This window comes from Glaesserella sp. (assembly GCF_041817755.1).
In the GTDB taxonomy this organism is placed as follows: Bacteria; Pseudomonadota; Gammaproteobacteria; order Enterobacterales; family Pasteurellaceae; genus Glaesserella.
Genome location: NZ_JBGYBX010000055.1, coordinates 69,928 through 83,451 on the forward strand (window position 1 = coordinate 69,928; position 13,524 = coordinate 83,451).

Below are 13,524 nucleotides of genomic sequence, written 5' to 3' on the forward strand. Positions count from 1 at the left end.
TTTATGTCATATAGACATTGTAGGGGCGGACCGATGTGTCCGCCCATATCACCTTTATTTTTCGGGCGGACACATCGGTCCGCCCCTACACATCTGTTTACTTAATTGAAGTAAACATTCTCTCAAAACGTAATCCGCTTGGAAATTCATTCGGTTTCTTATCAAGGCTTAACCAAATAACACTTGCTTTACCGACCATATTCTTTTCAGGTACAAATCCCCAAAAGCGGCTGTCTTCACTGTTATCACGGTTATCGCCCATGACGAAATAGTGTCCTTCCGGCACAATCCATTCACCGGCAGATTGTTCCGCCTGCTGAAAGAAATAAGGTTCATAATTAAACGGTTGCGGATTATTTAAAATTTGATGCGTCACATCACCGATTTCCGTTCTTTCTACCTGCATTTCACCATGGTAGAAATAATCCGAATTCGGTTTTGCACCTTCATATTTAAATACCATGGTTTTACCGGTATCACCGTGAGTTACCGTCAACTGCTGCGTATGAAAGTCGTATTTAATTTTATCCCCGCCAATACCTACAACGCGTTTAATATAGTCAACATGAGACATATTTTCTTCACCGTAACGTTGATCGACATCCGAACTGGTGACAACCCCCATTCTTTCACCCGGTAAAGCTTGTTTCGGCGCTTTGAATACGACAATATCACCGCGTTCAGGTCGACCTGTTTTTATAAAGGTATTTTGCCAAATCGGATCTTTAATACCGTAAGCATATTTTTCAACAAGCAAAAAATCACCTACGCGTAATGTTGGTTCCATCGATCCGCTTGGAATTTGAAACGGTTCAAAAACAAATGAACGTAAAAACGTTACCACAAATATCACACCGAAAAGTGACGCAAAAAAATCACCCACTAATGAACGAGGTTGAATCGCTGCTTTTTCTTCTGCTGAGAGCGGTTTGCCTAAATGCTTTTCTTCACGCTCAATCGCACGCAAGCGGTGAGGTTCGGCACTAAATTTGTAAAACGACCAAAAGCCACCACAAATAACGACCAAACCTACTAATATAATGGAAATTGTATTTGGCAGTTGCATTGAATCCAACACCTTCCAAACACCGTACAATACTGCAATAAAACCAATGGTTAAAATATTGCTCATCTGTTTTCTCTTCTCCTTAATCTAATCGCTCCCCCTGCTTGCGGGGGGAGCTGCCGAAGGCTGAGGGGGGGATATTATTGTTAATCCTTCCCAACGTGCAAAATCGCTAAGAACGCTTCTTGCGGCACTTCCACGTTACCTAAAGATTTCATTCGTTTTTTACCTTCTTTCTGCTTCTGCAACAGTTTTTTCTTACGGCTTACGTCACCGCCGTAACATTTCGCCAATACGTTTTTACGAAGCTGTTTTACCGTCGAACGAGCGATAATATGGTTACCAATCGCCGCTTGGATCGCAATGTCAAACTGCTGACGTGGAATTAGCTCTTTCATTTTTTCCACTAATTCACGACCACGATAAGGGGCATTAGCTTTGTGTACGATTAATGCTAACGCATCGACACGCTCGCCGTTGATCATAATATCCACACGCACCATATCTGCCGCTTGGAAACGTTTGAAACCATAATCCAACGACGCATAGCCACGCGAAGTTGATTTTAAGCGGTCGAAGAAATCCAACACCACTTCACCCATCGGGATTTCATAGGTGAGTGCTACTTGATTACCGTGATACACCATATTTGTCTGCACACCACGTTTTTCCACACAAAGCGTAATCACATTACCTAAAAACTCTTGCGGTAACAACATATTACATTCCGCAATCGGCTCACGAATTTCCGCAATATTGTTAATCGCAGGTAACTTCGATGGGCTATCTACATAGACAATTTCACCATTAGTTTGTTCTACTTCATAGACTACCGTCGGTGCGGTGGTAATCAGATCCAAATCATACTCACGCTCCAAACGCTCTTGAATGATCTCCATATGTAACAAGCCTAAGAAGCCACAGCGGAAGCCAAAGCCTAGTGCTGTTGAGTTTTCCGGCTCATAGAAAAGCGACGCATCATTTAAGCTCAATTTTGCCAACGCATCACGGAACGCTTCATAATCATCTGAGCTAATTGGGAACAAACCGGCATAGACTTGCGGTTTTACTTTTTTAAAGCCCGGTAACACTTCGCTTGCAGGATTGTGATGATGGGTTAAAGTATCCCCAACCGGTGCACCTAAAATATCTTTAATCGCACAGACCACCCAACCTACTTCGCCTGTTTTTAATTCCGTAGTATCCACTTGTTTTGGCGTGAAAATACCGAGACGATCCACTTGATAAGACTGTCCTGTACTCATTACCTTGATTTTATCGCCTTTTTTCAACACACCATTTTTGACACGCACGAGAGACACCACGCCTAAATAGTTATCGAACCACGAGTCAATAATCAAGGCTTGCAACGGTGCATCAGGATCGCCTTCAGGGGCTGGAATTTTCGCCACGATTTCTTCTAAAACGAGATCGATACCCACACCGGTTTTCGCCGAGCAACGCACCGCTTCCATCGCATCAATCCCGACAATATCTTCAATCTCTTCTGCAACACGCTCAGGATCAGCCGCCGGTAAGTCGATTTTGTTTAAAATCGGCACCACTTCCAAATCCATCTCAATCGCCGTGTAACAGTTGGCAAGGGTTTGCGCTTCAACCCCTTGCCCGGCATCCACGACCAATAACGCCCCTTCACAGGCGGCAAGGGAACGAGAAACTTCATAAGAGAAATCAACGTGCCCCGGCGTATCGATAAAGTTTAACTGATAGGTTTGACCATCTTTTGCTTGATAATTTAAAGTAACACTTTGTGCTTTAATGGTAATACCACGCTCACGCTCAAGATCCATAGAATCTAACACTTGAGCTTCCATTTCACGATCCGACAAACCACCGCAAGTTTGGATCAAGCGGTCAGATAAAGTCGATTTACCGTGGTCAATGTGAGCAATAATAGAAAAGTTACGAATGTTCTGCATTTTCATAAGGGCAGTAAATGTCCTATTGTATTGTTATTGATAAAAGAAAAATAATCGGCGGATTGTACCTGAAAATAGCCTAAAAAGGAAAAGGAAAGCGGTAAGATTCCACCTGAATTTTGTAATTTGCAAAAAATCGACGAAATCAGACCGCTTGTATGATACCCAAATCAGCGAACGACTTTGGCGCCAAGATAAAATTTGACACACTTCGCCCTCCTCCCTATCATTTCTCCCATTTTCCCTAATTTTCGTAACCGGAATCACTTATGCAACACAACCGAATTGAACAATTAAAAACTGCCCTTGCACAACGTATCTTGATTTTAGATGGTGCGATGGGGACGATGATCCAACAATTTAAACTGACCGAAGCGGATTTCCGTGGCGAGCGTTTTAAAAACTCTAGCGTGGATCTGCGTGGTAATAACGATTTGCTTACCCTGACGCAGCCTTTAGTGATTTCCTCTATTCACGAAAAATACCTTGAAGCTGGGGCGGATATTATTGAAACCAATACGTTCAGTTCCACCACCATTGCACAGGCGGATTACGACTTACAAGCGGTGGCTTATGAGCTAAATTTTGCAGGGGCGAAGTTGGCTCGGATTGCGGCGGATAAATACAGCACCCCAGAGAAACCACGTTTTGTGGCAGGTATTCTTGGCCCAACTAACCGCACTGCTTCGATTTCACCAAATGTGAACGACCCAGGTTTTCGTAACATTACTTTTATGGAATTAGTCGATGCCTATGCGGAAGCAACTCGTGGCTTAATTGAGGGTGGTTCAGACATCATTATGATCGAAACCATCTTTGATACCTTGAATGCTAAAGCTGCCGCTTTTGCCATTGACCAAGTATTTGAAGAACTGGGCGTAGAATTGCCGATTATGATTTCGGGGACGATTACCGATGCCTCTGGGCGTACCCTTTCGGGGCAAACCACCGAAGCCTTTTACAACTCGCTCCGCCACGCTAAACCGCTCAGCTTTGGTTTGAACTGTGCGTTAGGGCCGAAAGAGTTGCGTCCTTATGTGGAAGTGATGTCGAAAATCTGTGAAACCTATGTGTCCGTTCACCCGAATGCCGGCTTGCCGAATGCCTTTGGTGGCTACGATTTGGGGGCGAAAGAGATGGCGGCTCACATCAAAGAGTGGGCGGAAAGCGGTTTCTTAAATATCGTGGGCGGCTGTTGCGGGACGACACCTGAACATATCAAAGCCTTTGCGGACGTAGTGGCTGGGATTAAACCGCGTGCCTTGCCTGAAATCAAAACGGCAATGCGTTTGTCGGGGCTTGAGCCGTTGAACATTGATGATGAAAGCCTGTTTGTAAACGTGGGCGAACGCAATAACGTAACAGGTTCGGCGAAGTTTAAGCGTTTGATTAAAGAAGAAAAATTCAGCGAAGCCATTGAGATTGCTATCGATCAGGTGGAAAACGGTGCGCAAGTGATTGACGTCAATATGGATGAAGCCTTGCTCGACTCACAAAAATGTATGACCCGTTTCCTTAACATTATGGCGACTGAGCCTGATGCGGCGAAAGTGCCTGTGATGATTGACTCGTCCAAATGGGAAGTGATTGAGGCCGGCTTGCAATCGGTGCAAGGTAAAGGGATCGTGAACTCCATATCCCTTAAAGAAGGTGAAGAAAAATTTATCCACCAAGCGAAACTGGTTCGCCGTTATGGTGCGGCGGTGGTCGTGATGGCGTTTGATGAAGTGGGGCAAGCGGACACCGAAGAACGCAAGGTGGAAATCTGTACCCGAGCCTACGACATTCTTGTGAACCAAGTGGGCTTTCCGCCTGAAGATATTATTTTCGACCCAAACATTTTTGCCATTGGTACGGGGATTGAAGAACACAATAACTACGGCGTGGACTTTATCAACGCCACGGGTCGCATTAAACGTAGCCTACCGCACGCCAAAATTTCGGGCGGTGTGTCGAATGTGTCCTTCTCGTTCCGTGGTAACAACGTGATGCGTGAAGCCATTCACGCCGTGTTCCTTTACCACGCTATCAAGCAGGGAATGGATATGGGGATCGTGAATGCTGGGCAACTGGCGATTTATGATGATCTCGATCCTGAATTGCGTGATGTGATTGAAGATGCAGTGCTAAATCGCCGTCCTGATGCGACCGATCGCCTGTTGGATATTGCAGAAAAATACCGAAATGTAACCGCTAGTAGCAATGAAGACAGCGGTGTTGCCGAATGGCGTACTTGGGCGGTGGAAGAACGCTTAAAACACGCTCTCGTGAAAGGGATTACTAATTACATTATTGAAGATACCGAAGAAGCCCGTCAAAAATTCCCGACACCGCTCGAAGTGATCGAAGGACCGCTGATGGACGGTATGGATGTGGTGGGCGATTTGTTCGGGGACGGTAAAATGTTCCTGCCGCAAGTGGTGAAATCCGCTCGCGTAATGAAACAGTCGGTTGCCTATTTAGAGCCGTTTATCAATGCCACCAAGCAGAAAGGCTCGTCAAGCGGTAAAGTGGTGATTGCGACCGTAAAAGGCGATGTTCACGACATCGGTAAAAATATCGTGAGCGTGGTGTTGCAATGTAATAACTTTGAAGTGATTGACTTAGGCGTAATGGTGCCTGCGGATAAAATCATTCAAACGGCGATTGACGAAAAAGCGGACATTATCGGCTTAAGCGGTTTGATCACACCATCCCTTGACGAAATGGAATATTTCTTAGGCGAAATGAACCGCTTGAACTTGAATATTCCTGTGATTATCGGCGGTGCAACTACCTCCAAAGAGCATACGGCGATTAAACTTTATCCAAAATATAAGCACGAAGTGATTTACACCACCAACGCCTCTCGTGCAGTGACAGTTTGTGCGGCATTGATGAACCCAGATACCAAAGCGGAACTGTGGGAACGAATGAAGAAAGAGTACGAGCAAATTCAAGAATCCTTTGCCAACAAAAAAGCGCCACGCAAGCAGTTGCCGATTATCGAGGCTCGCAAAAATGCCTTTGATGCGTTCGGTGGCGAATGGGCGGATTATCAAGTGCCAACGCCAAAACAAACAGGCATTGTGGAATATAAAAACGTGCCGATTGCGACCTTGCGGAAATTTATCGACTGGTCGCCGTTCTTCCGTTTATGGGGCTTAATGGGCGGTTATCCTGATGCCTTCGACTACCCTGAAGGCGGTGAAGAGGCACGCCGAGTGTGGAATGACGCCCAAAAAGTGTTGGACGAATTAGAGCAAAATCACAAGCTCAACCCAAGCGGTATTATGGGCATTTTCCCAGCCAACAGCGTAGGCGATGATATTGAAATCTATCAAAATTCTGACCGCACTTTAGTGGCAGGCAAAGTCTATAATCTCCGCCAACAAAGCGAACGCGGCAGAAACAGCAAAAGCCCGTACAACCTTTGCTTAAGCGACTTTATCGCCGGCAAAGCCAGCGGCAAACCAGACTGGTTCGGTATGTTCGCCGTTTGTGCCGGGATTGAAGAACACGACTTAGTGGAAGGCTACAAAGCCGCGGGGGACGACTACAACGCCATCTTGCTGCAAGCCGTCGGCGACCGTTTAGCCGAAGCAATGGCGGAATATCTGCACTTTGAACTGCGCACCAAAGTCTGGGGCTACACCGATGAAAGCTTAGACAACGACCGTTTAATCCGTGAAGAATACATCGGCATCCGCCCAGCTCCCGGCTACCCAAGTTGCCCTGAACACACGGAAAAACAGATCATCTGGGATTTACTGGAAGTGGAACAACGCATCGGCATGAAACTCACCGAAAGCTACGCCATGTGGCCAGCGGCAAGTGTCTGCGGTTGGTATTTCACCCACCCTGCGAGTAATTATTTCACCCTTGGGCGTATTGACGAAGATCAAGCGGTGGATTATGCGAAACGTAAAGGGTGGAGTGAGAGAGAGATGGTGAAGTGGTTGGGAATGGCGATGAAATAGGGATGCATGGGGAGTCTGTTAACGCATCTTTTAATCTAACAAATTAAGGAAAATAATAACATGGGAGCATATTGTATTTTTTGTGATAGTACACAACGTTCAAAGGAACACATTTTTCCATCGTCTTTTGGAGGACAATTAGAAAATAGTAAAATTTATTGCGAAACTCATAATTCAGCATTAGGAAAATATGTTGAATTTCTTGATTCTCAAATTGGAGCTTTGAACAATATATTTGGGATACGACCCGATCGTGGAGATTCCAAATCAATAAAATTAGAAGATCCTATTACCGGAGATATTTTTCTGCGGAATGTTGATGGTGAAATAGCTCTTTCAATATTAGATAATATAAATGAAAAAGAACTATTGACTGGTAAACCATATGAAATAATAACTTCATCACATCAAGATATTACATATTTAAAAAAACACTTAAATAAGAAACACAGTGTAGATATAAAAATCTTAGAAAAAGGAGAACCTACAAAAGAGGTTTTCAAAAATCAACTTAGGTTAGAAATCACTTTTGGCGGATTAGATTTTTTTAAATCAATATTATATTTATCTATAACATTTATTGCTCACTACTCTCGTGAAACAATAGAATATATTGACATAAAAAGCATTAAAAAAATATTGCTTAATAATGATGAATTTGATATTGATAACATGGTTTCTCTCGAAAAACTTCCACCATTTCTGAAAGATGATGAGAATAGTATTATGCATTCTTTCGCATTTATTAAAAATAATGGATTTATTTATAGTATATTTTCATACTTTAATACTGTTACATATGTTATTAAAATAGGAGAGTGCAAGAATGATTTCAATAATTTTGTAATATATATTTACCCGTTAGTTAGGACTAAAAACCCTAATGATAGTATGGTTAAAGAATCCTTACCAGAAGATGTACTCGTTAATTTTAGTCCTAGCCTGCATAAAGAGAACATTAAAAAAAATCTTCAAGGTGATGCTAATTCACCTATAAAGCTACTTGAAAAGAAACTAAGTATATTTGAGAATAATCGACAAAATAAAATGCTAATTGATGGTTTAAAGAAACAAAAAACATCAGAAGATATGAAGCTATTTTGGCTGAATAATAAACAGCATATTTTTAATTCTATAAAGTTCCTTTCTAAAGAAGAACCAGGAAGTAATAATCCTATAGAAATAGCTGTAAAATATCTTAAGATATTATTAGAAATTAATGGAAAAGCCCATTTTAATAATATTATTTCCAGTATAAGCAATCAAAGAGAAAACCTCAATTTTCAAAATCAATTAAGATTAATTGACTTAGATTATTTTATGAGTGATGTTTGTGAAAATTTATCCGATTATTATACAGCTAATATAGTAAATGATGATGAAGTCGTTTTTGATACAATTTGCAAAGAGATTTTAAAGCAAGCTATTGCAAATTTAAAAAAATTAAACGAATTATTCAAATTCCTATACTGACGTATAGAATTACCTTAGTAGCGCCTATCTCACGATGGGTACTTTTTCTTCAAAATCTGTAAAATTTCAAACAAATTCAACCGCTATAAATTTTCTATTTGGCAACACGACAATTTTAATAAATTTTCGTAGGGGCGGGGTTTATCCCCGCCCGAAAATATCCCCACATACAGAAAATATGAAAAACAATCTCCCCAAACGCCGTAATAATATGCGACTACCACATTACGATTATTCTCAATATGGTTGCTATTTCGTCACAATCTGTACCAAAAACAGAAATTGTCTTTTTGGAGATATTGCTAATGAAAAAATGCACTTAAATGAAATTGGAATGATGATAGATGAAACCTTAAACGATTTATTAAAAGATTATCCCAAAAGTGAGTTTTCTCACTATGTTATTATGCCAAATCACATACATTTCATTTGGTTTAATCAAGACGATGTTTTACTTTCACATTTGGTTCGGAAATTGAAAGGGATTACGGCTAAAAAATATCGAGAGATGATGAATAACCAGATTTATGAACCATTATGGCAACGCAGTTTTTATGAGCATATTATTCGGAATGATGAAGATTTTTTGAGAATTTGGGAATATATTGAAAATAATCCATTACAATGGCATTTAGATCGTTTTTATCAATAGATACGGGCGGGGATAAACCCCGCCCCTACGAAATGGAAGTGTGTTTCCAATTTTGGAGAAAAATCCTTAAATTGGAAATCAACTTCCAATTGTTTTAAAATAAGGTTGAAATGGAAATAAACTTCCAACTATGTAGAACTTACATTTCCATTCGACAATCCCCTCACTAGCGGTTACATTTACTCAACATTTTGCAAATTAAAAACAAAATATTAAAAATGCACACACCCCACATCTACATCGGCACGGGTGGTTATAGCGATACGGATTTAGTCGGTTCGCTCTATCCGTTTGGGACGGACAAAGCGGATTTTTTGTCGGTTTACAGCCAGCATTACGACACCGTTGAGATCAACAGTACCTTTCACGCCCCGATTGGCTATAAGGCGGTGCAAGGTATGTTAGAAAAGGCGGAAGGGCGGTTAAAATTTTCGGTAAAACTGCATCAAGATTTTAGCCATAAACACACCGCCACTGCCGAGCAAGCTCGAGCGTTTTTGGCTGCATTGCAACCGTTGCGAGATAGCCATTGTTTAGCCAATTTATTTGTGCAATTCCCTACCAGTTTTGAGCGTCATCACGCCAACCGTTACTATCTGGCGGAACTGGTGTCGTGGTTTAGTGATTATCCCCTTGCCATTGAGTTTCGCCACGCCAGTTGGCATACTCAGTCGGTGTGGGATTATTTTCACGGCAAGGAAAATCTGATTTGGTGCAATGTGGATTATCCGCAGAATATCGGCTTGCCAGCCTTTCAATTTTATGCGAACCAACGTACCGCTTACCTAAGATTGCACGGTCGTAATCCCCATTGGTGGAAAGCCCAATCGGCACAAGAACGCCACGATTATCGTTATAGCGAAACCGAATTACAACAACTGGCAGTGTTGTTAAATCAGCGAAAAGCGGAATTCGATCGGCTTTATCTTTACTTTCAAAACACCACTAAAAGCCATTCGTTCTACAATATCGCAAGTTTGAAAGGCTATTTGGCGAACTATGGATTTCAAGTGAAAAACACACCTGAATTTTTGGTTGGACAACAGAGTTTGTTTTAGGGATTACGTACAGGTTTCACTTTTGCGATCTCCATCGGAAAATCGCCTTTTCTATTCGACAATCAGATTACAAGCGGTCTGATCTCGCCGATATTTTGCAAAATTAGGGTCAACTTCCCCGTTCCCTTGCACTCTGCACAATTTAAGTTATCATAGTTCGCTAATAGGTAGTCTCTCATTTTCTCGGATATTTTAGCTATGAACACACTTAAATGGATTTTATTCACGTCAACCCTCGCCGGATTATTCGCTTGTACCCCTCCCCCACCACCGAAAACCGGTTACTTAAAGGACAATATCAGCCAAGCTGAATTGTATAATTCGACGAATTTCAAACGTTATTATTACCATTGCCGTAACGCAGAAACTGGTGCAGACTCTTATTTATCCGCCTATTTTCCGCTTTCAAGGGAAAGTCGCATGACGGAAAATTTCGGTTTTTATTTTCAATTAGACGGAGATAAAGCACAGCCGTTTGATCATATCGAAAATAAACCGCTCAATGCACGCCGTTCACGTTTTGAGGTGGTTTATCGTTCATATCATCCGATTCAAGGGACTTATGTTGATTTAATCGCCCGCGAACACGGCTCGACTTACTACAAAAATTATCAAGGAAGACGTATGCCTTGGTTGAATTGTCGGGAGAGTTAACGCTTACCGAAACCAAACAGCTGTTTGACAGTAAATCGAACGGCTGTTTTTTTTTAGTGTATACTCAAGTCATTTTCGCTATGCCAAAAATTTCTCTTTTTACCTGATCAAGTTTAACTTTCACCCCAAACGCCTTTGCAAGATTTTCTACATTTAATACCGCTTGTGTTTCGCCGCCGGCGAGGATTTTGCCTTTATCCAACAAAATAATTTCGTCGCAAAAACGGTAGGCTAAATCTAAATGGTGAATGGCGACTATGCAGGTTCTTTGCGGAGTGAGGGATTTTAATTGTTCCATCATATCAATTTGATAATAAGGATCTAACGATGCAATCGGTTCATCGGCAAGTAATAAGGGGGCTTGTTTGATACAACAGCGAGCCAGTTGCACGCGAGCTTTTTCACCGCCTGAAAGCTGTTGGAACGGCTTTTCAAGTAGATGGGAAATAGAAAATTGTTCGGAAACCGACCGCACTTTTTCTGTTTCATCTTTTGTGGGTATTGTTAAACCGAGCGCAATCACATCATAGACCGATAAATCCCAATGAATTTGGGTATTTTGAGCGAAGTACGCCAGCCATTCGCTTTTCTGCTTGGCGGTCATGTCGGACAATTTGCAATTTCCGAGCCAAATCTCACCGCTTGTAAGTGGTAAGATACCCGCAATACTTTTCAACAAGGTAGATTTCCCTGCCCCGTTTGCCCCCATAATGCCGATAAGTTTGCCTTGTGGGATATGGCAACTGATGTTAGATAAACCAAATGCAAGGCTGACATTTTCCAGTTTAATCATTTGCCATTCTCCGTTGCTGTGTTAATAAAATCCAAATCAAAAACGGCGCGCCGATAATTGCGGTAAGCGTTCCCACATAAATATGGGAAAAGAACGGCAAATATAAAATACAGAGATCGGCAATCAGTAAAATTAATGCACCAATCAAACCGCTTGTGAGATAAAGCTGTGATGGGCGTTTTTTCAGGATCATGCGCGCCAAGTGCGGTGCAATTAAGCCGATAAAACCGATGGTTCCCGTTTGCGGAATGGTTGCCCCCACTAATAATGCAACACCAAAGGTGGTAATAAAAAAGCTGTGCTTGGGATTAATGCCCATTGTGCTTGCGGTTTCTTCGCCAAAGGTGAACAAATCAAGATAACGGCGTTGTTGATAAAGACAGGACACCCCCAATAGGATAATCGGTAATGAAATCAATAAGGTATCTAATTTCGCCCATACCAACGAGCCTTGTAGCCAACGATAAAGTTCCGCCAACGCCCAAGGGCTTTCGGCATTCGACAGCAACAACGCAATCGCTGAACCGAGTAGCATATTGACCGCCAAACCACTTAAAATCATCATTGTTGTACCATGATTTTTGGCAATCAAATAAACTAATAAGAAGCTCAATAATGCCCCAAGTACACCGCCAATCAGTAACAAGGTAAAGGGGACGGAAAAATAGTACAGGATAAAAACACTGGCGGTTGTTGCCCCATTTGCACTCCCCAACAAGCCCGGGCTTGCCAACGGATTTTGGAAAATGCCCTGCATGGCATTGCCTGCCAACGCCAAACTTGCCCCTGTTAGAACGGCAAGTAAAATCCGTGGAAGACGAATATCCCACAACACAAGCGGTCGCATATCCGTCACAATTCCGTCCGCATTTCTCAATGCTGAAAAATCGTTAAGATCATACCAACTTGCTAAGCTAATAATCGCAAGAAGCAAGAGCAAAAGTGCAGTGTTAAGTCGGGCTATTTTGTTCATTTTTTGTGTAATTATTTTGATGTCTCTTTAACGACGTCTTCGATTAGCTGAGAAAAAGAGATTACATTTTTCGGGGTAATCACGGGCTGACCCGTTTTGCTTTCAATCGCTTTTCGCGTATCGCCGGCAATACTTCCGCCTTCTTGAGCAATCTTTTTATTTTCTTCTAATCCTTGTGGGTTGGCAATCTGTGTCAGCTCGGTTGTGGTGGCTTCCGCCAACATATTTAGCACTAATTCAAGGGTGGACATATTGTCGCGTAAATTTTCTTTCTTCAATCCTTTGAAATCCTTATATTCTCTGGTTGTCATTCCGCTCCACGCTTTCGAGATTTCATTGGTCAAAATCGCAAATTCTCGTCCTTCTTTCACGCCGTGATCTAGCCAAGTATCCGTTAGCTCTTTTCGCACTTGAATAGCTTGTAATCGTTGGTTGATCCATTCTCTTGTATAACCTTTTTTCAAATAGGTTTCCAAGGCGCGATCAATGGTTAATTCTGGGTCGATAATTTCATCAATCCGTTCTTTGCCAACCTGTGCCAACCACAATTTAAACGGCTCGGCTTTCGGGCTTGGGATAGATTGAATAATACGGAAAATACCTTGTATATCAGTTGCATCTGTCTTATACATTTTCCCATCGGAAGACTTAAATTTCAGTTGTACGATTTTTTCGTACAACTCATTTGCCCCTTCTTCTACTTGTAATTTACGTTTTAGATCGCTCCAATAACGTCTTGGATTGGCACTTTCGGTTAATACCGCAACCACATCAACAACACTAAAATACCACTCTTCTTGCTCATTATCCCATACGGAACGGATTTGATTTCCTTCAAATAATTTAATTGCATTGCTCATCACGACCCCCTACACAACTGTATAAAAACACAGAAATCATACACAAATTTATATACAGTGCAATACTGTATAAATAGAAAATTCCCGTTTTTCGAC

At 41.9% G+C, this 13,524-nt stretch carries 10 protein-coding genes; 5 read left to right on the plus strand and 5 right to left on the minus strand.

Going from position 1 to position 13,524, the window contains the following annotated elements:
* Positions 1-97: 97 nt before the first annotated feature.
* Together lepB and lepA are read right to left on the minus strand one after the other, a co-directional pair.
* A complete protein-coding gene (lepB, locus tag ACEYKX_RS08210) occupies positions 98-1,132 on the minus strand; it encodes a signal peptidase I (RefSeq protein ID WP_373766417.1) in 1,035 nt (344 codons plus the stop codon).
* Between the two features lie 80 nt (positions 1,133-1,212).
* Positions 1,213-3,006 (minus strand): translation elongation factor 4, encoded by a 1,794-nt coding sequence (lepA, locus tag ACEYKX_RS08215; RefSeq protein WP_373766562.1) that lies wholly within the window; start codon positions 3,004-3,006, stop codon positions 1,213-1,215.
* A gap of 269 nt (positions 3,007-3,275) precedes the next feature.
* Here lepA and metH point away from each other — a divergent pair, with 269 nt between their 5' ends.
* From metH to ACEYKX_RS08240, 5 genes are all read left to right on the plus strand, one after another.
* Complete coding sequence (gene metH / locus ACEYKX_RS08220) at positions 3,276-6,965, plus strand: methionine synthase (RefSeq protein ID WP_373766416.1); 3,690 nt, start codon at positions 3,276-3,278, stop codon at positions 6,963-6,965.
* Positions 6,966-7,025: 60 nt separating this feature from the next.
* Positions 7,026-8,438: an HNH endonuclease gene (locus tag ACEYKX_RS08225; protein ID WP_373766415.1), complete on the plus strand. Its 1,413-nt coding sequence runs from the start codon at positions 7,026-7,028 to the stop codon at positions 8,436-8,438.
* Between the two features lie 178 nt (positions 8,439-8,616).
* The gene (locus ACEYKX_RS08230) at positions 8,617-9,090 is read left to right on the plus strand and encodes a transposase (RefSeq protein WP_373766414.1); all 474 of its coding nucleotides are present in this window, start codon (positions 8,617-8,619) and stop codon (positions 9,088-9,090) included.
* A 218-nt stretch (positions 9,091-9,308) separates the two neighbouring features.
* Positions 9,309-10,148 carry a DUF72 domain-containing protein gene (locus tag ACEYKX_RS08235; protein ID WP_373766413.1) on the plus strand — a complete coding sequence of 280 codons (840 nt, stop codon included), beginning with the start codon at positions 9,309-9,311 and terminating at the stop codon, positions 10,146-10,148.
* A 198-nt stretch (positions 10,149-10,346) separates the two neighbouring features.
* Complete coding sequence (locus ACEYKX_RS08240) at positions 10,347-10,802, plus strand: hypothetical protein (RefSeq protein WP_373766412.1); 456 nt, start codon at positions 10,347-10,349, stop codon at positions 10,800-10,802.
* Positions 10,803-10,866: 64 nt separating this feature from the next.
* Here the strand turns inward: ACEYKX_RS08240 and ACEYKX_RS08245 are convergent, their stop codons facing one another.
* From ACEYKX_RS08245 to ACEYKX_RS08255, 3 genes are read right to left on the minus strand one after another with little or no spacing between them, the layout of a single operon-like run.
* The gene (locus ACEYKX_RS08245) at positions 10,867-11,595 is read right to left on the minus strand and encodes an ABC transporter ATP-binding protein (RefSeq protein WP_373766411.1); all 729 of its coding nucleotides are present in this window, start codon (positions 11,593-11,595) and stop codon (positions 10,867-10,869) included.
* Positions 11,588-12,568 carry a FecCD family ABC transporter permease gene (locus ACEYKX_RS08250; protein ID WP_373766410.1) on the minus strand — a complete coding sequence of 327 codons (981 nt, stop codon included), beginning with the start codon at positions 12,566-12,568 and terminating at the stop codon, positions 11,588-11,590. Before ACEYKX_RS08250 ends, ACEYKX_RS08245 begins: the two co-directional genes overlap by 8 nt.
* A gap of 11 nt (positions 12,569-12,579) precedes the next feature.
* Positions 12,580-13,428, minus strand: a complete 849-nt coding sequence (locus ACEYKX_RS08255) for a BRO family protein (protein ID WP_373766409.1) — start codon at positions 13,426-13,428, stop codon at positions 12,580-12,582.
* Between the last annotated feature and the right edge of the window lie 96 nt (positions 13,429-13,524).

Bases quoted from the DNA above. Each gene is read 5' to 3' on its own strand.
- lepB (WP_373766417.1), bottom strand. From the start codon at position 1,132: ATGAGCAATATTTTAACCATTGGTTTTATTGCAGTATTGTACGGTGTT.
- lepA (WP_373766562.1), bottom strand. From the start codon at position 3,006: ATGCAGAACATTCGTAACTTTTCTATTATTGCTCACATTGACCACGGT.
- metH (WP_373766416.1), top strand. From the start codon at position 3,276: ATGCAACACAACCGAATTGAACAATTAAAAACTGCCCTTGCACAACGT.
- ACEYKX_RS08225 (WP_373766415.1), top strand. From the start codon at position 7,026: ATGGGAGCATATTGTATTTTTTGTGATAGTACACAACGTTCAAAGGAA.
- ACEYKX_RS08230 (WP_373766414.1), top strand. From the start codon at position 8,617: ATGAAAAACAATCTCCCCAAACGCCGTAATAATATGCGACTACCACAT.
- ACEYKX_RS08235 (WP_373766413.1), top strand. From the start codon at position 9,309: ATGCACACACCCCACATCTACATCGGCACGGGTGGTTATAGCGATACG.
- ACEYKX_RS08240 (WP_373766412.1), top strand. From the start codon at position 10,347: ATGAACACACTTAAATGGATTTTATTCACGTCAACCCTCGCCGGATTA.
- ACEYKX_RS08245 (WP_373766411.1), bottom strand. From the start codon at position 11,595: ATGATTAAACTGGAAAATGTCAGCCTTGCATTTGGTTTATCTAACATC.
- ACEYKX_RS08250 (WP_373766410.1), bottom strand. From the start codon at position 12,568: ATGAACAAAATAGCCCGACTTAACACTGCACTTTTGCTCTTGCTTCTT.
- ACEYKX_RS08255 (WP_373766409.1), bottom strand. From the start codon at position 13,428: ATGAGCAATGCAATTAAATTATTTGAAGGAAATCAAATCCGTTCCGTA.